The 23728-nt window shown below is 50.2% G+C and carries 19 protein-coding genes; 9 read left to right on the forward strand and 10 right to left on the reverse strand.

Annotated elements, in window-relative coordinates; all coding sequences use genetic code 11:
• Positions 1 to 81 precede the first annotated feature (81 nt).
• The 3 genes from AB4Z29_RS11170 to AB4Z29_RS11180 all read left to right on the forward strand — a co-directional run bounded on the left by AB4Z29_RS11170 (position 82) and on the right by AB4Z29_RS11180 (position 2023).
• Positions 82 to 921: an AraC family transcriptional regulator gene (locus tag AB4Z29_RS11170; protein WP_441943132.1), complete on the forward strand. Its 840-nt coding sequence runs from the start codon at positions 82 to 84 to the stop codon at positions 919 to 921.
• A gap of 183 nt (positions 922 to 1104) precedes the next feature.
• Positions 1105 to 1467: a hypothetical protein gene (locus tag AB4Z29_RS11175; protein ID WP_441943133.1), complete on the forward strand. Its 363-nt coding sequence runs from the start codon at positions 1105 to 1107 to the stop codon at positions 1465 to 1467.
• Between the two features lie 70 nt (positions 1468 to 1537).
• Positions 1538 to 2023, forward strand: a complete 486-nt coding sequence (locus AB4Z29_RS11180) for a nitroreductase family protein (RefSeq protein WP_441943134.1) — start codon at positions 1538 to 1540, stop codon at positions 2021 to 2023.
• A 67-nt stretch (positions 2024 to 2090) separates the two neighbouring features.
• On the opposite strand, the gene AB4Z29_RS11185 is transcribed toward AB4Z29_RS11180, so the two are convergent.
• The 3 genes from AB4Z29_RS11185 to AB4Z29_RS11195 all read right to left on the reverse strand — a co-directional run bounded on the left by AB4Z29_RS11185 (position 2091) and on the right by AB4Z29_RS11195 (position 6308).
• A complete protein-coding gene (locus AB4Z29_RS11185) occupies positions 2091 to 3077 on the reverse strand; it encodes an aldo/keto reductase (RefSeq protein WP_441943135.1) in 987 nt (328 codons plus the stop codon).
• 160 nt (positions 3078 to 3237) lie between these two features.
• Positions 3238 to 4026, reverse strand: coding sequence for a class I SAM-dependent methyltransferase (locus AB4Z29_RS11190; RefSeq protein ID WP_441943136.1), 789 nt, complete (start codon positions 4024 to 4026; stop codon positions 3238 to 3240).
• A 260-nt stretch (positions 4027 to 4286) separates the two neighbouring features.
• Positions 4287 to 6308, reverse strand: coding sequence for a beta-galactosidase (locus AB4Z29_RS11195; RefSeq protein WP_441943137.1), 2022 nt, complete (start codon positions 6306 to 6308; stop codon positions 4287 to 4289).
• Positions 6309 to 6494: 186 nt separating this feature from the next.
• Here AB4Z29_RS11195 and AB4Z29_RS11200 point away from each other — a divergent pair, with 186 nt between their 5' ends.
• On the forward strand, positions 6495 to 7352 hold the full coding sequence (locus tag AB4Z29_RS11200; RefSeq protein ID WP_441943138.1) for an AraC family transcriptional regulator: 858 nt from the start codon (positions 6495 to 6497) through the stop codon (positions 7350 to 7352).
• Between the two features lie 134 nt (positions 7353 to 7486).
• Here the strand turns inward: AB4Z29_RS11200 and AB4Z29_RS11205 are convergent, their stop codons facing one another.
• Positions 7487 to 11269: a polysaccharide lyase family 8 super-sandwich domain-containing protein gene (locus tag AB4Z29_RS11205; protein ID WP_441943139.1), complete on the reverse strand. Its 3783-nt coding sequence runs from the start codon at positions 11267 to 11269 to the stop codon at positions 7487 to 7489.
• Between the two features lie 526 nt (positions 11270 to 11795).
• Between AB4Z29_RS11205 and AB4Z29_RS11210 the strand changes: the two genes are divergently transcribed.
• Positions 11796 to 12686: an AraC family transcriptional regulator gene (locus tag AB4Z29_RS11210; protein ID WP_441943140.1), complete on the forward strand. Its 891-nt coding sequence runs from the start codon at positions 11796 to 11798 to the stop codon at positions 12684 to 12686.
• A gap of 4 nt (positions 12687 to 12690) precedes the next feature.
• On the opposite strand, the gene AB4Z29_RS11215 is transcribed toward AB4Z29_RS11210, so the two are convergent.
• From AB4Z29_RS11215 to AB4Z29_RS11225, 3 genes are read right to left on the reverse strand one after another with little or no spacing between them, the layout of a single operon-like run.
• Positions 12691 to 13551 (reverse strand): proline racemase family protein, encoded by an 861-nt coding sequence (locus AB4Z29_RS11215; RefSeq protein ID WP_441943141.1) that lies wholly within the window; start codon positions 13549 to 13551, stop codon positions 12691 to 12693.
• 18 nt (positions 13552 to 13569) lie between these two features.
• Positions 13570 to 14589, reverse strand: coding sequence for a proline racemase family protein (locus tag AB4Z29_RS11220; RefSeq protein WP_441943142.1), 1020 nt, complete (start codon positions 14587 to 14589; stop codon positions 13570 to 13572).
• The gene (locus AB4Z29_RS11225; RefSeq protein ID WP_441943143.1) at positions 14558 to 15778 is read right to left on the reverse strand and encodes an NAD(P)/FAD-dependent oxidoreductase; all 1221 of its coding nucleotides are present in this window, start codon (positions 15776 to 15778) and stop codon (positions 14558 to 14560) included. Before AB4Z29_RS11225 ends, AB4Z29_RS11220 begins: the two co-directional genes overlap by 32 nt.
• 85 nt (positions 15779 to 15863) lie before the next feature.
• Here AB4Z29_RS11225 and AB4Z29_RS11230 point away from each other — a divergent pair, with 85 nt between their 5' ends.
• On the forward strand, positions 15864 to 16874 hold the full coding sequence (locus AB4Z29_RS11230) for a sigma-54 interaction domain-containing protein (protein ID WP_441943144.1): 1011 nt from the start codon (positions 15864 to 15866) through the stop codon (positions 16872 to 16874).
• Here the strand turns inward: AB4Z29_RS11230 and AB4Z29_RS11235 are convergent.
• Positions 16871 to 18148, reverse strand: a complete 1278-nt coding sequence (locus AB4Z29_RS11235; protein ID WP_441943145.1) for a M24 family metallopeptidase — start codon at positions 18146 to 18148, stop codon at positions 16871 to 16873. The two genes, AB4Z29_RS11230 and AB4Z29_RS11235, sit on opposite strands and share 4 nt — an antisense overlap.
• A 53-nt stretch (positions 18149 to 18201) precedes the next feature.
• Here AB4Z29_RS11235 and AB4Z29_RS11240 point away from each other — a divergent pair, with 53 nt between their 5' ends.
• From AB4Z29_RS11240 to AB4Z29_RS11250, 3 genes are read left to right on the forward strand one after another with little or no spacing between them, the layout of a single operon-like run.
• Positions 18202 to 18468, forward strand: coding sequence for a (2Fe-2S)-binding protein (locus AB4Z29_RS11240; RefSeq protein ID WP_441943146.1), 267 nt, complete (start codon positions 18202 to 18204; stop codon positions 18466 to 18468).
• Positions 18465 to 18818: a (2Fe-2S)-binding protein gene (locus tag AB4Z29_RS11245; RefSeq protein WP_441943148.1), complete on the forward strand. Its 354-nt coding sequence runs from the start codon at positions 18465 to 18467 to the stop codon at positions 18816 to 18818. Before AB4Z29_RS11240 ends, AB4Z29_RS11245 begins: the two co-directional genes overlap by 4 nt.
• Positions 18815 to 20017: an NAD(P)/FAD-dependent oxidoreductase gene (locus tag AB4Z29_RS11250; protein WP_441943149.1), complete on the forward strand. Its 1203-nt coding sequence runs from the start codon at positions 18815 to 18817 to the stop codon at positions 20015 to 20017. Before AB4Z29_RS11245 ends, AB4Z29_RS11250 begins: the two co-directional genes overlap by 4 nt.
• Before the next feature lie 75 nt (positions 20018 to 20092).
• Here AB4Z29_RS11250 and AB4Z29_RS11255 read toward each other — a convergent pair whose 3' ends face one another.
• Positions 20093 to 22219 (reverse strand): LamG-like jellyroll fold domain-containing protein, encoded by a 2127-nt coding sequence (locus AB4Z29_RS11255; protein WP_441943292.1) that lies wholly within the window; start codon positions 22217 to 22219, stop codon positions 20093 to 20095.
• Positions 22220 to 22403: 184 nt separating this feature from the next.
• Entirely contained in the window at positions 22404 to 23720 is a 1317-nt protein-coding gene (rpoN, locus tag AB4Z29_RS11260) for an RNA polymerase factor sigma-54 (protein ID WP_441943150.1), read from the reverse strand.
• Positions 23721 to 23728 lie beyond the last annotated feature (8 nt).

A 23728-nucleotide genomic window follows, 5' to 3' on the forward strand; every position in this document is an offset into this window, starting at 1 on the left:
TACTTATTCATTGTAAACCTTAATTTTATGCGGTCCCATATAAAAATACAGAAATTGCATATAAGAATATGGAGGTTTCTCATGAAAAAACGTATCGTTCCGCCGTCCCCTGCGGAATTGCTGCCGCTGCAGCTCGAATCGATTGGGGTCAGCCCCAAACAAGAGATGATGGACCGCCCGAATGGCTACCCCTATTTTCACTGGCTTCAAACGCTGGCAGGCGAAGGCGAGCTATCGGCGAATGGACGAATCTGGAAGATGACGGAGCACTCAGGGGTGCTGCTATCTACGGGAACACCTCATCGTTACGAAGCAAAAAACGGCTTTTGGCATACCGGATTTATAACGTTTCACGGGAGCATGGCAGCAAGCTTCGTCCAATCGTTCGGTTGGAAAATAGCGGAGCGTTTCCAGTGGGAAGCCGGCAATGACCGAATCTCGAAATTATTGGCAGACATGCTAGCTACCGCCGAGTCTGGAGGGGACCCGTCGGGATGGCAATTTTCATCGGATTTGTACCGTTTCCTAACACTGCTTCGAACCGATGCCCGAACGGATAACCGGCCATCCATATCGAAGCGGCTGGAGCGGATTCAAATTTTGCTGGACTGGCTTGAAGCTGAGTTTGCCGATCCCGGAATCGGCTTAGCCGAGATGGCAGCCTTGCTCGATATCGGCGAGAGGCAGCTGAACGAGAAGTTTCGGGAGCTGTTTGGCCTGACGGCCTACGCGTACTTGATTCAGCTGAGGATCCGGAAAGCGAAGGAATGGCTTCCATCACATCCTGACTGGACGATACGCCGAATTGGCGAAGCGGTCGGGTTCCGCGATGCGAGCCATTTCGTGGCGACGTTTCGCCGCAAGGAAGGCTTGACGCCGGAAACGTATCGTAGGCTGTATGGTACGGAGACGACTTCATGACTCCAATGCGTAAAAGTAGCTACACTTGGCCAGATCATGAATGACTATTGACACTGATGTATTCATTGGTATACATTTGTATACGTTAACACTAAGAAATGAACAGATTGAAATGAACAGATCGAAATAAACAAATCTCTTTAAAAAATGCATTCACGTTCGAAAACAGGAGGTTTTACTCTCATGAAACTTGATGAACGTCACGATCATAGGAAACACGGAAGACATCACGATGGACATGGCGGCAATGGACATAAGCATGCGGGAGCTCAGACATTTCGCCGCGGGCGGGCGCTTGAGTTTTTGCAGAGGTTGGACGTGAAGCGCACAACATTAATCCAACAGCTAGAACAGCCTGAATTGAAAGCTATCCATCAGGTTATAGCTGGAGAATTAAAAGCAATTGAAATGGTCCGGAACGAGTTTATTGATCTATTTGGCCTTCATGATGAGAACATAATCGTCGGAAACGAATGCGATGAGAACCAGTCATCTGCTGCTCCACTTCAAGGTGAATCGGATGCAGAAAACGGAGAAAGCGAATAAATCTCTACTAGGCGCTAATTTGCAGGATACTATTTTAAAAAAACACGAAACCACAAGGAGGTTCTTTAAGATGGATATTATAGAAATCATCTCTTCTCGCCGCAACATAAAAAACTTCAAATCTGATCCAGTGAATGCAGAACAAATGAATAAATGGCTGCAAGCTGCTACAATGGCTCCTAATCATAAACTGACCGAGCCATGGGAAGTGTATTGGGTCGGTGAGGAGACAAGAGCACAGCTCAATCACAAAACCAATTTCTTCAATGCCCCTATCGTTATTGTCGTAATCTCTAAGCATGGTGCTAACGAATTGGAAACAAAAGAAAATGCGCTTGCCACAGCTTGCTTCGTGCAAAACTTCAACTTAGCCGCATGGGCAGAAGGAGTGGGGACATTCTGGTCTTCCATGGCAATGGCTCCGAAAATGCGAGAAATTCTTGATGTGCCATCAAACTATGAGGTCATTGGGATATTTGGTGTAGGTTATCCAGAAGAAGTCAATGCGCCAAGAGATCGCATGGCCATTCAACAAAAAATGAAGTACCTTTCGTAAAATAAAACAGGAAGAACGCCCTTTGAAAATAAAGGGCGTTTTTGTTATTTTATATGCTGGACCATCATTACATCCGAAGAGCACCAACCACAGCATGAGGAACATACAGCTCTTCCAGAGAAGCAATTTCTTCTGGTGTCAACGTTATGGATAGAGATGCAACCGCATCTTCCAGATGGGACATTCTCGTAGCGCCGAAAATCGGAGCAGTTACCGGTTCTTTCTGCAATAACCAAGCAAGAGAAATTTGAGCGCGGGGAACACCACGTTTTTCTGCGATGACGGCAAGCCGTTCTACGATGGATCGGTCCATATGGGCAGCCGCTTCGTATTTGGATTTCTGGGCTAGATCCGTTTCGGAGCGATGTGTTGATTCCGTCCAATCACGCGCCAGTCTTCCCGATGCGAGCGGGCTGTAAGGAATGACGCTGATTTTCTCTTCCTTGCAAAGCGGCATCATCTCTCTTTCTTCTTCGCGATAGATAAGATTCAAATGGTTTTGCATCGATACAAATCGGGTCCATCCATTTTTTTCGGCAACAAACAATGCCTTCTGGAACTGCCAGGCAAACATGGCTGAAGCACCAATGTATCTTGCTTTGCCTGCCTTCACGACATCATGCAGGGCTTCCATCGTTTCTTCTATCGGAGTATGGTAATCCCAGCGATGGATTTGATAAAGGTCTACGTAATCCGTTCCGAGTCGTTTGAGGCTTTTATCTATTTCACTCATAATTGCCTTACGCGAGAGTCCGGCACCGTTTGGACCTTGATGCATGCGGAAATGCACCTTAGTCGCGATAACAATTTCATCTCGGTTGGCGTACTCCTTCAAAGCCCGGCCAACGATTTCTTCGCTAGTACCATCTGAATATACATTCGCGGTATCAAAAAAATTAATGCCAAGCTCAAGCGATTTTTTGATAAAGGGACGGCTTTGCTCTTCATTAAGCACCCAAGGATGCGTCCAACGCTCCGCTACGCCATAGCTCATGCAGCCAAGACAAAGCCGAGATACGTCCAAGCCTGTATTTCCGAGTTTCACATATTCCATTTCAATATTCCTCACTTTCAGCTAGTTATTATTTCCTTCAACTATGGTTACCATTTGGTCTGCAAAAGCGAACCTTTCATTTCTCCAGAACAACTTTGTTCTCTCCGCCTGTGCAACTCAATTATGAGTTCAACTTATATAGACGACAGAGCTTTCTAAATCAAGGATGTAAGGGCGATAATTCTATATCCATTTTGTCGGCAACTAGCGTGTAGAACTCTGGAAGCCTCGGGTCTGAAGAACTAGGTATTTCTTCGAATGCCCTTATAAATAACCCTGCTGCGCCGATCGCAGTTATAATCTCGCCGACTGTCCAGCTTCGCACCAAAACCTTGCCAAGTTCAGACCGCTCATTCTCGGGCAGCAGCTTAGCAAAAGCCACTTCTCCCTCTTTCAGACGCTCATCAAAGTAAAAACCGTTGGGCTCTGTGAGGTTAGGCGTATTCATCCATGCACGTGCGAAAGGATGGAAGTCAGTCAAAATAAACCGGCCATTTCCCTTTAATTTACGACGAACGACAGCAAAGATGGAGCTGAGATCCGCAAAATAGTGCAATATGCCGAACTCCATCAAGACGATGTCATATACGCCTAGCTTCTCCTCATTCGGGATATGCAAAACATCGGCACAGATATAGTCGAGCTCTACTCCGGCGGCCGCGGCAGTCTGAATCGCGTACTTCCGATTATCGTCTGATATATCTACAACAGTAACATCAGCACCTAGCAGTGCCAGTGAAATGGCTTTACGACCGTGCGAGCCCAGGAGGTTAATTACTCTTTTGCCTGCTGGATCTCCCATATACTTTAACCAGTAACGGAGATGATACTTGTGTTCTCGCTTCAACTGCACGGCAAGTTCATCTGGTGTTCCATAGGCTTGAACCCATGCCTGGTACGCTTTCGTTCCCCACGCAAGCTTATTCGCAATGGCCATCTCTTCCTGCACGCATATACCTCCTGCTACATAGTCACCTGACGTTGGTATATAGTACCATTTATAAGGTAACTGTCAACATTTTTATCATTTCTGAAGCATACGAGGAGAGTCGAAGACGGCTATTTTATAACACTGCTTGTGAAAAATGCGCATGGTCTGTGAAGTGCATGTTGCGATAAAAAAGAAGAACTACCCTTTACGGATAATTCTTCCTCGATCTATTCAGATCACGCCATGCTATCGTACGCTTCCAAACTTCTTATTGCTGCTTATATTACAGCTATAGTGCTTTCCTCAACAATGGCGAGCCCCCAGCTATCTAACTCGATTTGCTCGCCAGAAATGATATTCCTGCCTGACAATAGCTCTATCCCGTTCCCATGAGGGTAAGGAAAGGACTTTGAATCACTTGAATAGTTAAAGTAATAGCGAATGGTCCGCCCCGCTTCATTGACTCCGCTCTTAACGATCAACGGGAAGCGAAGGTCCTGGTCAGGACCGTATAATCCTGCCGCCTTGCAGGCTCTCTCTAACACTTTGCCCGCAACCTCAGGACTTGGCAGGCAGCCGATATAAGTAGCTGTACCAAGGCCGTACTGGTTTTCCGTAATGGCTGCATAAGTACCCCAGTGAGGATGATCATACCAAGCGAGTACCTCCGCCATTGTTGGCGTCAGAAGCTCCATCCAGACCTCGACGCGGTTAGACTCCTCTTCAACGCCAAAAGGATTCCCTTTGAGTGAAACCGTATTCGGCTGCACGAACTGACTATACTGAACGCCGCAAGCCTTTTCAATGATTCCGGGCTGCATTCCGGTTCGGACCTTAATATGCTCATTAGCGAAACCGCTCTTAAACGTATATACAGCATGCCCGCCATTTTCCACGTATTGGTTTAGCTTCTCAAGAAGCTCGTCTGGAGCCGCGTAAAGCGCTGGCACAACAATCAGGTCATAGTTCCCGAACGACTCAGCAGAGCTCGGATTCAGTATATCGCAGCCAATGTTCATCTCATACAGCCGATCATAGAGCAGACGAACGATTTCATTGTAGCCTACTTCGCCTCCAGGCAACTTGAACCATTCCATTGCGGTTAACGCTTCGTTGCTGACAAGCAACGCGGCACGGTTTTTCTTTTTCAAATCGATGAGATTAGCAGATAGCCGCTTGAAGTCTCGACCAATCGTGACCGCTTCTTCATAAGTTGGATTCGTACCCATATCATGGCTGAGCAAGCCCTTCCAATACGTTTCAATGGAGTTGTGTATGGAATGCCAATGCCAATATTCGACCATATTGGCTCCGGAAGCCAGATGGCTAAAGGCTTGCAGCCGCAGCTGTCCAGGATAAGGCGTCCAATTCGGAAAGGCCTGCGCTTGCGTCTCAAGCACGAAGTAATTTTTCCCTTTTAGGGAACGTGTGGAGTCCCCTCCAAATGAGATTTCCTTGCCTGTCAGCTCATCCTGCGAAGGATGATAGATATCGACTCCCGCAATATCGAGTGCCTTTGCTGCTTCGAAGTGATCTACATCCTTCTGGACGCCAAATGAATACCCCCGCCAGTCAAAATCGAAGTTATGCGTCACGAACTGATCAGTACGTTTATATTCATTGACAATGGAAACCTGCCAGGCTAGAAAATCAGTAACCAGCTGACGTTGGAATCGGGAGAATTCTGCACCGAGACTGCCATTGATGGTACCAACCACGGACGGGAAATCCTCCCAGCTATTTATTCGGTTGCTCCAGTAGTCGAGGCCAAAATGCTGATTAAGCCGCTCCGTCGTTCCGAATTTTTCTTTCATATATTTAATGAACCGAAATTGAACATTAGGGCCGCTTGTCCCGTAATGCTTCGTTTCATTATCCACCTGATAACCAATAACCGCAGGATGGCTGCATACCCTTGCAATCAGCTTGCGAATAATCCTTTCCGCATAAAAGAGATAAGTCGAATTGATGATATCCATATTCTGTCTTGCTCCATAACGGCCAGGTCCATTCGGAGTCTCAGCCAGCACATCCGGATGCTCTTTCACCATCCATGTCGGCACGGCATACGTCGGCGTTCCGACGATAACGTGAATGCCAGCTTTATGCATAGCATCGAGCACACGGTCAACACTGGCAAAGTCGAAGATACCATTTTGCGGTTCATGCGTACTCCATGTCGATTCCGCAATGCGGACAAGATTAATGCCGGCAGCTTTCATCATGCGAATGTCTTCCTCAAGCCGTTCATAAGGCATATACTCGTCGTAATAAGCCACACCGTATAATAATTGTTGCATCTTCCATCTCTCCTTTTATGGCCTCTTGTTTTTTGTCACCTTTATTTTAAAGGACAAGCGAGCTTGTTTAAATGATAAAAACATGCGACCTCTATTAAAATATTGTCATTCCTATCATTTTAACCAACCATTAAATAATGTTATCATTAATAATCATACAAAATATTGCGATACAAGGAGATCGTCATGAACGAACATATCTTTTTGCCAAAGCCATTATTCACTAGGCACGCATGCTTTCCGGATTATATCGGCGGTTTTAGCGATAATCCCGATCATATGGTCAACCGTGAATTCCAAACCAAAGAATTTGATCTCCATCGCAATTATAATTTACATCTTGTGCTGGATGGCAAAGGATACCTTGTCACGGAAGGTAAACGTTATGAGGTATGGAAAGGTCAAGGTTTTCTGTATGGGCCCGGCATGAGACAACGATATTATTCCGATTCCAGCGAGCCTTGGAGCATTCGGTGGGTTCATTTTTACGGGGAACGGCTAGAGGAGCTTTTAGATGGCAGAGGTCTTGGTGAGCCTTGGTTATTTTCCTTATCTGACTTGTCGCCTACCGAGAGCTTAATGAATAAATTGCTAGCATTAGGCAGAACTTATCAGATTGATGATGAATATGCCGTAGCTTCTACTTTATACGAACTTTTAACAAGGCTCCAGGCAACCTCTGATCGACTGAATGTTCCCATTAATTACGCTTCCGATAAAATCCGTGCCGCTGCCAATTACGTTCGAAACCATAGCCATGAGTCTTTCTCAATCGAAAAGGCGGCCGCTCTCGCTGGATACAGCACGCATTATTTCAGTCGTAAATTCGGCCAGACATTCGGACAATCTTTTCCGGATTTTTTACTGGAATCCCGCATGATCCAAGCCAAACGCCTGCTTGCTTCAACTCGGCTATCCATCAAGCAGATCGCACTGGAAACGGGCTTCTCCCAAGCGAGCTACTTCAGCTCCTGCTTCCGACAGCTTGAGGGAATGACGCCTTTAAACTTCCGAAGCATCCATCTGATTGGCGAAGAGCAATAAGGATCGAAAAAAAGAAGCGGATGTCCAAGACGATCCGCTTCTTCCATAATTAAATGATAAATAATGGTCATTTTACACTCTTTGCATTTATCTTTAGACATAGTAGGCTAGCGTTTTTAGATTGTTTTTTTCGATTATTGCGTTGTTCCGGCTGTTTTGCTTGTAATCGAGACTTTTCCGATTTGTGGATTCCAAGCATTTGCCGTGTCTTGCATGAAAACAATTTTCAGGTACTTTGTCCCCGCTGGCAACGATTCATTAAAGCTTGCTTTATTCCAATTTCCCATCGTGCCAAGAAGTTCGTTTTTTATAGGTGTAACTTGTGTGTAGGTGATATTATCCGGCGATGAGTAAAAGTGAAAGTCTGTGATCGGCTCACTAGGCAAATACCACGAATCGATAGCAAACTTTTCCATGTCCATGTTTGCAAACGACTTGTAGACGATATATTCATTCAAATTTTTAAAACGCGCCACTCGAGATGCGTCGCCTTCCATCCTAAACGCATTAGCCGTGTCGAACAACAGGCTCGCCGTGCGGGAAAATATATTCGTATAATCATTCAGATCATCGACTACAGTCACCGTATTGATCGGCGGAGAAGGCGGCGCTAACGGGTCATACTGAATGGATAACTTATGGGAAATTCCATCCTTAACCTGTGTGTTAACTTCAAACTTGAGCGTAGGACTAAGCTGCAATATAGTGACTGACGGATCTTTCGAAATAATAGAAATACCGGATTTTGCAATTTCGTACGTAATCTTGTTCTGCGTATGTGTCGGATCAGACACGGCGATATCCAGTACGCCAGCTTGTTCCTTCAGCATGATAGAAGAAGCATTATAAGCGACAAAATCGCCTGCAATGCCTGCCGTCCAGAAATTAGCGCCTGTAATGCCCAAAACTTTATCTTTTACCGCCTGCACATTGGCATTATTCACGATGATTTCAATATCGGGATTGCTGCTGTAAGCGGTGGTTTGTGCTGCATTCTTGTTCGGCAGAAGTACGTATGCATAATCCTTATTGATAGGGTTAACGCCATGATCAAACCAAAGCGTCATATATTTTTTGGTTACTGATCCGAGTCCCGAGTTGCTAATATCCAGCCAGCTGCCGTTTCTCGCTTCTCTCAGACCTTTAATCGTCGCAGGTTGCGGGAAATAATATCCGCCTGTGCCTTCCAAATATACGGATGAGACAACGGTCATATCTTCCTTCCAGCCAAGCCCCGCCGGTTTGGCTGCCCCATTAACCACCAGCTCCTCATTCCCGTTATATTGGATGGTATGATGCAAGGGATTCAACACCGCTCCAAGTGGATTAGGCGCATAGAATTGAATCTCTGAAAGACGGTTGTATAGATCGGCATCGTTTCCGTGAAATACGATTTTAATATATCTAGCTGTTGTATCTGGAAAGTCATAAGCAACTACTTCCGAGGTCAATACGTCGTTCTGACCGCTGAATATAGTCGTCCATGTGGCGTCGTCGGTAGAGGTCTGAAGATCAAAAGAATAATGTCGAGATAGGCCTGCAAAAAAGCTTATTCCCGCATACCCGACCTGCATGCTGCTGCCAAGGTCATATTTCAGAAATTGTCCATCACCTAACGATGAATAGCGTGTTGTGATATCGGAATCGATTGTTTCTAGACGATTCGTTGCAGACAGTGCAGTCAAAGGGGCCACCGAAAGCGGGATAATGACATTCCCCTGCGTATTCGGAGCATAAATGTGAAGCTCTGTAATGTGGTTAAAATCGTTGGACGAATTTCCATAGCTAATAACTTTTACATATCTTGCCTGAGTGTCTGGGAAATCGTACACTTTAATATCGGCCGCGCTTCCTCCTGTCGTTGACTCACCGCTAAAGACCGTGGTCCATGATGTATTATTGTTCGACACTTTGATATCGAACGTTGTAGCTCTAGATACCTGACCAAGGAAATTGATACCCAAATATCCGACTGGCTGTACTTTGCCAAGGTCGTACTGGATCCACTCCCCTTCACCTAAGGAGGACCATTTTGAATCCAGATTATTATCCAACGTATTAATCGGCAGATTGCCATCATTTCTGCTATCGCTTACGGCAAATACTTTATGCCGCAAAGGTTCGTTTGCGATTGGTGTCGATGCTGGGGAATAAATATCAATCCCCTTGGAAATGCTCGCTTTGTTTAGCATCCGATTCTCAATCGTCGTCTCGATTTTCCTGCCGTCCGTACTGTTGATTCCACTGCCTAGGGCAACAATTTCATCGTCAAACATAAACCATGATTTTTTGGCTTTCAGCGTGTTGCCAGCCGCTTTCAAGTCCATTCCAGCTGTCGCGTAAGACTGGAGCAGCTCCGTTCCTCCTGTCCATATATTGGGGCTTAAATAATTCATGTTTGAATTATTGGCTCTAGTCATCGTATCCACCGTAGTACCAGGCAAACGGTACAAGTTGACCGTTGGCCAATAGTCGGTATATTGAATGAGATCATGATTGTACAGGTATGTCATGCCTTCGCTTGTATACCATCCCTTTTTATTATCGCCTATACCATCCGTTGAAATGACGGATTCGTAATTGGCCATGCGCTTGGAGGACATGCTGACACCGAATCCAAATCCCTCTTTCAGATGGACCGCTCTGTCCATCCCCGCGAACATTTTCGTTATTACCTGTTCGCCCCTCGGAATGACATTCGGGTCATTCAACACAGACTTTGCCAATAACATATTGCTTAAATTCAGATCTTTATAAAATCCGACCAAGCTATTCTGCTGCATCCAATACTTAACCATTTCTTTCATTCTCTGACCGTCGGCGGGCGGCGCTGACTCTGACAATCGCAAAATCGCACCCATAATTTTATGTCCCGTCACCTGATCCTGATTATAGGATCTAGCAATTTCTCGACCTCTAACCATATCCATCATGGCACCTTTGTAGATCAATGGCTCATACGAGTCATATACCCATTGATATACATTGTTTAGTCCTGCGTAAGTAGGATACCATTGTGAGTCAGCCAGCAAGTAGATAATATTGGAGATATCCTGAATCAGGGACGCTCCATACCCGCCATTGTAGGCGAAATTCTGATGCTGTACGAATGAGCCGTCTTTGTAGAAGCCGTCACCTGTTGTCACGTAATCCATCACTTGGGATAAAGCATCACTTGCGTTCGATAATTTGGTATCCGATTTCAAAATAATACCTTGCACAGCGAGATATGAAGCTTTCCAGACGCGGTTAGCGCCCGTAATTTCTGCACTTGGAACATTAGGATTATGCATCGTAACCTTGGTATGATCCGGAGAGAAATGTTGAATCATGTTCATATAATTGGTAATTCTCTCTGGCGTCTCCATCAATTCATCATACATGAGCAATACGGCATCCGAGAGCTGAATAGGCGTACCGATTTCGAGGTCATACCAATTAATCCATGTAGGCACTGGATACACCGTTGCATTGTAACGATTCATATACATCCATTCCAGTGCGCCGAGAATATCGGTTTTTAAGGCTGAATTGCCATAAAGACTCGAGCCCACGCTCTTATAGGCGATTGCCATCTCCTTGATTCGCAAATAGTTTTGCGTCAAATGATAGGGATTGCTAATTAGATTGGCATCATAAAGATCGGACCACAAATATAGCCGGTTAGGCGTTTTATTTAAGCTTCCCCAGCTGGTTTGACCGAGCATATTCACTTTATGTGCGACGTCCGGATCAGAGGCATTATATCCTGATCCTCCGGTCAGAGTAGCCATGTACTTGATTCTTAATTCGTCATATGCATCGTTGGTGTCTGCGCTTACTCTGCTTATATTCCCTATACCCGCTTGTCCAAATACCGAGAAAATTAGAGCCAAAATCAAGAGAGCGCCCAGCCTCGGCCTGAATGTTTTCAACATACGAAACACCGTCCCTTTCGAATTAAACGATTAGTCATTTTTATTACTACTAGCATCTTCCACACTGTTTGTCTGCAGCCTTAATTTGAATGCGTTTTCATTTTGCGGGAAACAAATTCATCATTCATTCACCCCCTTTCGACATTTATTATTTCATCCATCATCCGGTATGGACATGGCTGTATTTCAATAACATGAACTTTTATTAGGCATCGTGAGCATTTTGAAAGGGAATCCATCTGGCATGCTCCCTTTACTGCTGACCATGCAGCTCTATCCTCTATTTTGTACGCAAAAAGGCCAGATACACATGGCGTGTACCTGACCTTTTTAATAGGCTGCTTGCAGTTAATTGAACATCAATGGTGCTGCAGCTTTCAAAGAGTATTCAAAGCGATCAGCCGCAAATAGGTTCATTTGCAAAGGCAAGCAACTGGAAGGGATTTCAAGTAAGCACTGTCGAATAAGTAATGGGCAGATCCCTTGCTCGAAACAGCTTCAAACCATTTGGAAGGAGTGATCCTACTTGCGGTTTCTGAAAACGGATATTCGCCAGCCGTTAGCATTTATTTCAGCAGGACATTTGCAATCGCTTCGCTCTTGGACACATTCCCGCCGCGTGATCGACAGCTTCGAAATTATTATCGGCGTCAAAGGAACGCAGTATATTCAGCAGCAGAACGAACGTTTCGAAGTCGGACCAGGAAACGTACTGCTTCTTCTGCCGGGCGAAACGCACTTCGGCTACCAGCCGAGCGAAGGAGAGCTTACGTTCTACTGGGTGCATTTCCTATGTCCGGAGAACGCAACCATTTGCAAAGAGGAGGAGTGGCTCGAGGATAGAACCCTACGGGAGTCCGAAGAGCTGCTAACGATCAAAAACGAATATGCCTATTTGCCTCTATTTTTCCGATGCGGTCATCCAGACAAAATTGATATCCTGTTCCACCAGCTTCAGCATTTAGCCAACTCCAAGCTTATCCACTACTCTGCCCTGCACTACCGGATGACTTCTTTATTCTTAGAGCTGGCAGAGCAGGCGGATTCGGGCCATGCAACCGGCGCTCTCATACCGCCTGATCCATTGGTCGCCGAAATTGTAGAATGGATTCGCATCCATACGGCGGAGCCGCTAACAGCTTCCATTATCGCTGACAAATACGGGTACAACCGGGACTATCTTTCCAGACAGTTCAAACGCTTTTTAGGCAGAAACCTGCATGAGTATATTTTGGCGCAAAAATTGTTCAAAGCGAAATCACTGCTGGCCGGAACCAACCGAACCGTCAAGCAGATTGCGCATGACGTAGGTATTCCGGACGAAAAATACTTCATACGCCTCTTTCGCAAGCACGAGCATCTTACGCCAACCGGCTATCGCAATGCCTACTATCTGAAACATATGAACGTCGAATAAACGATCATCTCAATAGAAAACCTTCGCCAAGCTCATCCAGCGGATCAAGAATGAATTCGCACGACGCAACCAATCTGGCGCGTGCGGTCAAAGCCCAGACTAGTTCCCGGTCATCTTCCTCCATACCGTCTGTTGATAATAGCATGCATTCTACTAACCCGCCTGCAAGCCCAATGAACCGATAGGGGACACAGCTATTCGCCCCTTCGCCGCGCAGCTTGGCGAGCATTGCTCCGACCGCGGCCATGTGTGGAGCGCGCAGTAAAGTGCCATCGCGGCCGATAGCTGCGAGCACCAACTCGATGCCGTTCCTCTCCTCCGCGAGCAGCGCTGTTCTACCTGCTTCGCAGTTTCCTATATATCCTTCAATCTCATGAGCGTTGTGGGGATGAAGCGACAACCCGGCGTCGAGGGCCCGAACAACCCTGTACGAATCGAGCTCCAACAAAGCCAGCCGGCATATGGCAGACCGTCTGTTTTCACCGTCCGCTGGGCCAACCGCAATTGATCCATTCTCCGTCTCAAACACGATTCCGTCGGCATTTGCCAGCAATCCGGTTTCCGTCAAAGCCGAAGAAGCACCCAGCGCATCCATTCCGTCAACGCAGCAGGGTCCTTCCGAATCGAATATCATCAAGCCGTAATCGCCTTTTCGCGATGACGTCACAACACCGATTCGCATGGCAGCATGCCCTCTTGGCTCATGCTGCAGCCAGCGGAGTGGCGAACGTTTTGCATGCCATAACCGCAAAGCTTTTTCCGATATTGTCTCTAACTTGCTGTCCTCCGTGATATCGAACAGTACTCGAAGCGGCCAGCCAGCGACATGCACGTCCAACGGTTTGGCCATTCTACTGAATTTCATATTTTAAGTATTCTCCCTTCAATGATCATTTGGAGGCACGAACAAAAAACCTTCGTTGAGCGGATCTTCCGGATTGGAATAAAACGTATGCATGCCCATAATCCTAGCTGATCCGGCAATTTCCGTTACAACGGCCTGCTGCATTCCGATCATCGTCTGTTCCACCACTCTGCCATGAAACAATGAACCGACGATGCTTTCGTATACGAACGTCTCGTTAAGTCCGATTTTACCCTGCGCGAATAGTGCTGCCAGCTTAGCCGAAGTACCTGTGCCGCAAGGCGAGCGGTCGATGCCTCCCGGAGGCACGACGACCGCATTGCGTAAATCCGCGTTTGCATGCCGGGCATCGCCATAGAACTCGACATGTGTCACTCCTCGTATAAACGGAGATTCAGGATGCTCAACGACCAAGCTCTTATTAATCACTTGCCGAATGAGAACCGCTTGCCTAATGATAGCTGCCGCATTCGAGGGCTCAAGCTGCAATCCGCAAGTGCGGGCGTCTATGATCGCGAAGAAATTACCCCCGTAAGCAATCTCGCATGCCACGTCTCCGAGCCCTGGAACGTATACGCTGCTTACGCTATGCAGGAATGCTGGAATATTGCGGAACGCCACCTGGAGAGCGGTCCCTTCCTTGACTGTCACCTCCGCTCGAACAAGTCCAGCGGGTGTATCCAGCCTAATAACCGTTATCGGCTCCTCTACCGGCACAAGTCCGCATTCGACTAATGCGGTGCAAAAACCGATCGTATCGTGTCCGCACATTGGCAAGTAGCCTCCTGTTTCAATATAAATGACGCCTACGTCGGCTTCTTTATGACAAGGCGCCACCAAGCATGCCCCTGACATCACCTCATGTCCGCGAGGCTCGTTCATCAACAGCCGCCGAACGCCGTCATGATTATGTTTCATGTCGAGCATCTTCTCCGCCATCGTCGTTCCTTCAAGCTTCGGCATGCCGCTTATAATCGTTCGAGTCGGATTGCCTCCCGTATGGGTGTCAATGGTGCGGTACACGCGCGTTGCGTTCATGGCCGCCATCCCCTTCTTTCTTATTGAATCGGCTGAAACTCAAAGGTTCCGCCGGAATGCATGTCGTCTTGGCATCCGTAAGCAATTCTCCCATCAGCTTGCCGGTTACGGCAGCTAGGCTGATGCCGTCTCCTTCGTGTCCAGCTGCAATATAGAACCCCGGCAGATCTTCCACCTCGGATACGATCGGCAAATGGTCGGGTGTCCAAGGACGCAAGCCGGTATATGTGCGTATGATTTGGAAATCAGACAACGCGGGATAAAAACGGAGCAGTCGTCTGGCCATACAGGCGATGACTTCCGGCCGTACCGTCGTATCGAAACGAGCGAATTGCCTGCTGGAGCCGATGAGAAAGTTCTGGCTTTCGGTCGGCTCGAAGACGAGTGCCACGCCGTATTGTTCTGTCAAGTAATCGACTTGACGAGTGCCTCCGAATTTGGACATCAAGTAACCGAATTCCATCACCTTTCGAATACCGACCGGCTGCTGCCTGGAAGCGACAATGAGGTGCCCCTTGCGTGGAGTAATCGGAACGTCTACGCCGACCATTCCTCCGATCGTTGGCGCCCAGCAGCCAGCAGCGTTGACAACCTTGCCCGCAACCCAGGTGCCTTGGTCCGTTTCGACGGCATAACCATTTCCGCTCAGCTTCGCTACGTTTTGCACGGTCGTCCCCAAACCGATTACCGCACCGAGACGTCTCGCCTCATCGGCAAGCGCATAGGTCAGCAAATAGGGATTTACCGTCGAATCGGAACCGCATTCCAGGCCGCCGGGCAGATCGTCCGCGAAATAGCGAGACTCCTGGCGTATTTCGTAACGGTCGAGCATCCTAAACGGCAGCCCTAGACTGGCTTGCCGTGTTACCCAGTTTCGCGCCGCTTCCATTTCCGCTTCTGTCTCGCACACGAACACGCTGCCGGGAGCACGGTATTCGAACGGCTGCTCCAGCACCTGTGCCAGCTCCGCGACGATGCGCTGGCTCTCGAGCGACATTAGACTATCAAATCCGGGTTCCTTGTCGATGGCGAGAATATTCCCGTCGCATCGCGACGACGTTCCTTGGGCAATCTCTCCGCGTTCAAGCAAGGCGACGGACAAACCCGCCTTAGCTGCAAAATAAGCCACGGACGCACCAATAATGCCGCCTCCTATGACAAGCACATCCGCATGCCGTTTAATGGTCAAATGCTCCACCTACCGATACATATATTTACACTTTCAGTTGACAGTGTAATAATTAAGATACACTTTTCAAGGGAGGGGACCCTCGTTGCAACCATCTGCTACTGTGCATGATCAATCCGATCCATTCCATGAGCTGATCGGAAAAAGTCCGGCTTTGCTCTCTGTTATCGATATGGCACGCAGGCTCGCACATACTACCGCCACCGTGACGCTAACGGGAGAAACCGGAGTCGGCAAAGAAGTGTTCGCAAGGGGAATTCATTCCCTTCGCGAAGCGGCCGGCTCCCCGTTCGTTGCCGTTAATTGCGGCGCCTTGATGGCCAGCCTTGCCGAAAGCGAGCTGTTCGGCTATGAGAAAGGCGCGTTCTCCGGAGCGGATCCAAGGGGCAAATCCGGCAAGGTCGCGATCGCCCGTGGCGGCACGCTGTTCCTGGACGAAATCGGGGAGCTGCCGCTCGATTTGCAAGCGAAGCTGCTGCGTATTCTCGAAGACCGCGAATATTATCCGGTCGGCGGAACGCGTACCCTCCACTCAGACTGCCGTTTCATTGCAGCAACCAATCGCGATTTGGCCCTGCTCGTGGAACAGGGCAAGTTTAGGGAAGATCTGTATTATCGTTTATGCGTACTTGAGCTGGACATTCCGCCCCTGCGTCACCGTACCGAGGACATTCCCCTCCTCGCCGAGCTGTTCGCAAGACGGTTCGGCTGCGCCATGCCATTAGACAATGGATTGCATTTACTGCTTGCTCAGCATCCATGGCCGGGTAATGTCCGCGAGCTCCGGAATGCGATCGAGCGTTTATGCGTGTTGTCCGCAGGCGACTCGCTTAAAGCCGAGCATCTGCCTCCCGCGGTGCTGCGCAGCGCCGCTCGTTGGGAGCCACTCTCCGAGCAGCAAGCCGATATAACCCCCTCCTTGCCGAAGCAAGGTGCATTATCCGATTGGCTCGCGAATTATGAACGCCGTTTTATTGAGTCCGCGCTTCAGGAAACAAACGGCAATAAGCAGGCAGCCGCCCAGCTTCTAGGCATTTCACGAATGACGCTCTATAAGCGCATCAGTACGCTGTTCGGAAACGATTCAGCGAACTAAAGGCGTATCAGCTGCTTCGGGAATCGGGTGAGCTGCTCCACGAAGCCATCCTCATCAACATACAGATCATCTTCAATCCGAACCCCGCCTAAGCCGGGAATGTAAATGCCCGGCTCGATCGTCAGCAGCATGCCGCTTGCGATAGGCTGTTCATTCCAGCCGTGTACGGAAGGCGGCTCGTGGATCTCCATGCCGAGGCCGTGGCCGACGCGATGAGGAAATCGTTCTCCGTAGCCGCGACTTTTAATCCACGACCTTGCCGCTTCATCGACCGAAGCCAGCGGTGCTCCTGGATGCAGGGCGGCAATCGCCCGCCGATTTGCCTCCAGAACCGTTTCGTATATCCGCTCTTGCTCCGCCGTCCCCTGACCGACAAGGAACGTCCGAGTCATATCCGATAAGTAACCTTTATGAACCACACCCATATCGACGAGCAAAATATCGCCCTCGACGATCACATATTCTGAGGTTTCTCCATGAGGCAGCGAAGATCGTTCGCCTCCCAGCACCGTCGTCTTGAAGGCGGGGCCATCCCCTCCTGCCAGCACAATCTGCCTATCGATTTCCTCCGCAAGCTCATTTTCCTTCATCCGTCGGCGGAAAAAACCTAAGGCTGCTTCGAGTGCGGCATCCGCGAAGCCTGCCGCCGCTTTCACGAGATCCGCCTCTGCCCGCGTCTTACGGCCACGCAGCTGCCCGATGTCCACGCCGATATCGACGAACTCCGTGTTCGGCCATAACGCTATCAGCTCTTCAGCCGTTTTCCACGTCAATGTTTCTTTTTCGATGCCGCAGCGATTCGGCTCCCCGCCGCAATTTTCCATTAACGCTTCGGTCGCGGGCTTCCCGTCTGGAATGGGCACCAGCTTATCGATCCCCTGCACCATGCTTGCCTTTGTCTTATCCAATTCCGGAACGTACAATATCGTGGTTCCGTCAGTCTTTATCCATAGCGCCATAAATCGTTCCATAGGATCCGATCGGAATCCCGTTAAATACGCGATAGACGCCGGAGATATCACGATTGTCCCCTCTATGGCCCTCCTCTCCAGCTTTTCCAACAGCAAGCTCCTTCTGTTCCGGTACAGCATATTCAAATGGAATCCCACCTTACTTGAGCGGATTGGGAAGGCAGCAGCCCTCGTCATTACTAACAGCTGCAAAAACAATGCCACGAGCTGTACCCCTGCGAATTTTTCTACAGCTTCTTCGGCTGCCAAGAGATATCGATTTAAAATGAATGAAATTTCCCTTACGGCATCATCGGATGGCATGAAATTTGCATCTACATGAAGTATCCAGAGAGTTCGACAAGGAGGCTGTTTACATGAACGAAGCATCGATTATCGTATGCAGATGCGAGGAGGTCACATTGGAGCATATCCGTGAAACCTTACGCCAGCATGGCTGCTCTGCGCGCGAGACTAAGCTGCGCACGCGTGCAGGCATGGGAATATGCGGCGGCCGTACATGCCGGCCGCTGCTTGATCGCTTGGCGATTATGCCGGGTGGAAACTTTCCCTCCGAGCTCCCATTAAAGGTCCAGCCGCCGGTTCGTCCGGTGTCTTTCGCCGATTGGGGACAATCATTATGAGCTACGGCAGAATCGAACACCATCCCGTTTTTGGACCTCTCCCTCCCGCAGAAACCGTGTCCTTTTCCTTCGATGGGAGAAATTATAAGGCGCGCGAGGGCGAAAGCATCGCCGCCGCGCTGCTTGCAGGCGGCATTCGGACGCTGAGGCTCCATGAGGAGCACGGGTCGCCTAGGGGCATTTACTGCAACATCGGTCATTGCATGGAATGCCGAGTAACGATTGGCGGCATCACCGGCATTCGCGCTTGCCTAACGCCGGTGAAGGACGGCATGGATGTTCGTTCCGGAACCATCCTCCCAACGCCGTTCCGACAAATGGAGGAGGCAGAGAGGAGACCTTCCCTATGAACTGTTTATACGATCTTATCGTCGTCGGTGCGGGACCAGCTGGCTTGGCGGCGGCATGTTCTGCCGCGCAAGCCGGTTTGAAGGTGCTGCTGCTGGACGAATTCATGAAGCCTGGCGGCCGTCTGCTCGGACAACTGCATCAGGAGCCTAGCGGTGCCTGGTGGAACGGCATTCGGGAAGCCGAATTGCTCGTGCTCGGCGCCCGGGAAGCAGGTGCCGATATCGAAACGGGAGTGTCCGTAACCGGCTTGGAGAGGACCATCGATAATGGTTGGACGTTATGGACAAACCAACGGTGCTATCGCACGCCATTCGTCCTGCTCGCTACCGGCGCCGCCGAATCGGCGAACCCTTTGCCGGGATGGACGCTGCCCGGCGTCATGTCGATCGGGGCTGCGCAGGTGATGACCAATGTGCAGCGCGTTCGCATCGGGAATCGAGGCATCGTCATCGGCATGAGCGTGCTTGCCATGGCCATCGTATCCGAGCTGCGCCTAGCCGGTATCGACTTGGCAGCGATCGTACTGCCGCCCGGCAATGCGCTCAGCGGCAAGGCTTCCGATCCGAAAGCCGTACTTGGCTCGCTGCTGCGTTTCGCGGATCTAGCGCCGAACGCGATGCTCAAATACGGCGCGAAGCTTCTACAGAGCAGTATGCTGCGCAATCTCGCCTTGAGCCTATATCCAAAGCAAGGGATTCGAATGTTGGACGTACCGCTTCAGCTTCGCCGCTGCGCGATCGAAATTGTCGGAAGGGAAGCCGTTGAAGGCGTGCTCATCGCCGACGTCACACCGCGCGGAGAACCTATTGCCGGCAGCGAACGCGTCGTGGAGGCCGACTTCGTCTGCATCGCTGGCGGATTGTACCCGCTCGCGGAGCTCGCCGCCGTCGCCGGCTGCCCTTTCCGCTACGTACCGGAGCTTGGCGGACATGTCCCTATGCATGGCGAGAACATGCAAACACCGCTTCCCGGACTCTACGTCGCCGGCAACATTACTGGCGTAGAGAGTGCCAAGGTCGCCATTGCGCAGGGAACGGTGGCTGGTCTTGCAATCGCGATCAGCGCCGCATCTGCGAAAGCTCCCGATGAAGCCGAAATCAAAGATGCCATGGAGCATGTCAAACGGACAAGACGGGAAGCGCTCATTCAGTTTCATCCCGACATCGCCAATAGCCGAGCGAAATTGTATCAATCATAATTCGTCTAGCGCTCTCGCAAACAAGCCGCCTTCCGGGTGTTTCAACCCGGAAGGCGGCTTTCGTCATAACAATGGTCAGCTATTGAATAGAGCTGTGATTTCCGATCCGCTCAGTGAGCGGTTGTAAATACGGAAATCGTCTATTCCGCCGCTCAAATAGGCGTCACCGGAGTATTGTGAGCGGCCTAAATAATTTTGCGTCGTATTTCCGAGATTCGAGGGCTTGAGCGTCATGCTCGTATTCGTCGCTACGGATACACCGTCCACATACATCGTTCCAGTCGTCCCGTTCAACGTTATAGCAACATGCTTCCACACGCCGGTCGGGAATGCCGTCGTTGTCGATAATCTTTGCTCCCCGCCGCTGCCGCTCGTCGTAATCGCGAACCGTAGTCCCGCTCCGCCAGGTCGCGGCGTCAGGAACATATTCGACGTAGACCCTGTACCGAAGTCGAATATGCGCGTCCAGTTCGATGTATTGTCCACTTTGACCCAAGTCGCAATCGTGAAATCATTCAATCCGCTGACGATGCCGCTAGGCAGGCTTCCATAGCCGGTCGTTCCATTAAAAAGAACAGCATTGGCCGCATGGCCAGCGGCCCAAGTTGCGCCGCCGCTGAGTGCCGCGTTTAAGCCGTTGCCAGAGGCATCGGCGGCAGTCGTGCCGCTCGTTTCATTGAATAAGTATTGCGCAACCAGGTCCGTCGGCGGCTGTGTACCGTTCAAGCTGATTGTGAACGTCTTCGTAACCGGCACGCTAAGCGTGTCATAGTCCCGTAATTGCACGGTGAATGTATAGCTGTTCTGTGGCGCGCTGCCCGAGATTGTTCCGCTAACTGTCCCCTTAAAACGATCCAGTGTCAGACCCGGCGGAAGCGATCCGCTAGTTACATTCCAATCATAGAACGGTACGCCGCCTTTCGCTGTGAGCGTCTGGGAATAAGCGGTGCCCTTCGTGCCCCCTGGCAGCGATGTTGTAACGATGGATGGCGCGAGGAAAGGCGTCAAGGTTTTTTTCAGCTTCCAGCCTGCGTTCTCCGCGATCAACAGAGAGAGCTTCGTCATCATCCATCTTTTAGGATGGAACATATGGCTGCGCCCGCCGCTTTGCCCGCTCAGCCGATCCCAGTTCTGAGAACTCGCTTCCGGAATGTGGTAGCTGGTATCGAGCGGCACCGCGTTGCCTTGATAGGCTATAACTTCGGAATCGTTGGCTCCGCCGCTTGCGACATACGCTGCCATACCCGGCCAGTCGCTGTGGAAGGCGACGGCATGCCCGAATTCATGAGCGATCAAGCCAAGCAAATCGGTCTGGCAGTTGGAGGTGCAGGAAGAGCCAGGCATCTGCGTCAAATAATATTCTTCATCGTTCAGCGAAGTAAACGGTGTAAATCCAGTATAGAAGTCCAATATCGTAGCGAGCGAGCGCGGAATCGGTCCAGGCACCTGTACGCCTGCGCGTTTGTGGTAATTGCCGTTGGTGGCCGGAAATCCGGTTGAATATGGATCATTGATTCCGCGCAGGAAGATCCACATGCCGTTGTACGCGGCGTTGTTCGTTACCGAAATGGAGTTTTGCCAGTTATCCCCCGGAAGCGAGATCTGCTCCGCTCCGGAAGCTACCGTATCAAAAGAAGCTTCGTCGAAAAAGTAGAACCAGTCCTTGATCGCCTGCTCCGTAGCTGCTTTCACACCGGCATCGCCGAATATGTTCGTGATCGTATCGAAGCGGTAATCGAATTTGAGCGGCAGCGTCGGCTCAGCATTATCATCCTGATCGAGCACCCGTATGGCAATATTCTGACTGCTGGTCGCATTGTTGCCTTGAACCACTTGCAAGGTCAGCGTATGATTCTCGATCTCTCCGTTGCCGCCGATCCGGTCAGGATGAATGGCCAAATTGAAGTCCTGGGTCGAAGACGCATTAGCGAAAGTCAACGTCTTCGCCGCACCTGTCGCTGACATCGTGCTCGGCCTGTTCATCATCAGGCGCGAGGTGCCTTGGGTCGTTAAATTAATCGTAACGGGGAATACCGCGCTTGTAGGCGGCTTAACCGTTAGCTTGACGTACGGGTTGGCGATGTAGCCCTGCCAATCGACAAGCTCGATGCCGTTATCGTTCACCGTCCGTCCGAAAATATCGATCACCTCGGCGTAATTCGCCGCAGCATGAACCGGTCTCGGCGGACCCGAGAAGAGCATCGTAACAAGCAGCGCCCCGACCAATAATGCAGATATGGCTGCTGTGAACGTAAAGCTCCCCTTGCTTTGCATTGCACGTTGTTCCATTCCTTGAGCCTCCTCTTCCGTTTTCGAATTCGAAGCACGCAACCCATCACCGCTCTGCCATTACATGGTCATCCCCCCCTTCATCAGCCGGGTCTGTTCACAATGTCATAGCCCGGAAACGCGAAGGCAGAATGCGTTCCTCTTCCCGGTATTTCGCAACGGTGCGTCTAGCTACGATAATGCCTTCCTCCCGAAGCAATGCGGTAAGATGCGCGTCCGTGAACGGGCATAGCTTATTCTCGCGTGCAATTAATCCTCGTATGCGGTGCTTCACCGCACGTGAAGATACCTCTGCTCCGCCTTCGCATTCCAGACCGGTGGAAAAAAACACATTCATCGGGAGCACGCCGTATGGCGTATCTACAAACTTGCCTCGCACAGCTCTGCTGACGGTGGAGAGATGGAAACCAGTCTCGGCGGCGATCTGCTCCAGCTTAAGAGGCCGTATCGCTGCCACTCCTTCATCCAGAAACGGCTGCTGTTGCACGGCGATGGCGGCGGCCACTGCGTTTAGTGCACGCTTCCGAAAGCGCAGCATGCCGTCCAACCCGGCGGCTTCTTTGCGCTTGGCCGCGACCCATTCCCGCCACTCGGGTGAGCCGTCTCCCTCTTCAAGCGCGAGCCCCGGAAAGCTTACCCGGAAAGGAGCCGATTCGCGAACCGCGAATCCGATACCGTCTTCGGTTCTTCGCAACCTGATCTCGGCTATTGCATACGAAATTTGCGATTCACCATAGAGAAGACCCGGTCGGGGATCAAGCCCCCGCAAATATCGGACGGCGCGTTCGATTTCCTGCTCCGAGATTCCGAGCGATTTGCCGATAGCCTTCCAACGGCTCTTGCCAACGTCGCCAAGATGTCTCTGGATCATCTCCTTGGCAAACCCCGGCGCGCTGTTGTCGCGAGACACTTGCAGCAGCAAACATTCCTTCAGCGATGCGGCGGCAATACCCGCAGGCTCCAGCGTATGAAGCAGCCTAAGTCCCGCCGCAATGACAGTTATGGCAAGCCCCGTGCATGCCGCCGCCTCTTCAAGACCGATGTCCAGATAGCCGGATTCAGTCAAATTACCCGCCAAAAAGGCGGCAGCCCGCTTCTCCGCTCTCGACGCATTCATAAGTCTAATCTGGGCGAGCAGCGCTTTTTCCAGCGTTTCCCTCTCCGAGCGGAATGCCGCTAGACTTCCATGTTCAGTCTGATTGCCAACACCGCTTTGTTGTTTGCCCCCATATGAAAACCACGCCTCCTCTTCCAGCTGAATTAACGGATTGTCCAGTTCAACCTCCTGCAAGTAAGAGAATAGATCGGCTGTCGTCATCTGCAGCAGCATTAGCGATTGCCGCAGCTCAGGCGCAAGCGCGCAGCGCAGCTGCGGCAGCAAGCGCATATTCATAGTCGAGCCCGCCATTGTCATTTCTCACG

Source organism: Paenibacillus sp. 2TAB23 (assembly GCF_052115165.1).
In the GTDB taxonomy this organism is placed as follows: domain Bacteria; phylum Bacillota; class Bacilli; order Paenibacillales; family Paenibacillaceae; genus Pristimantibacillus.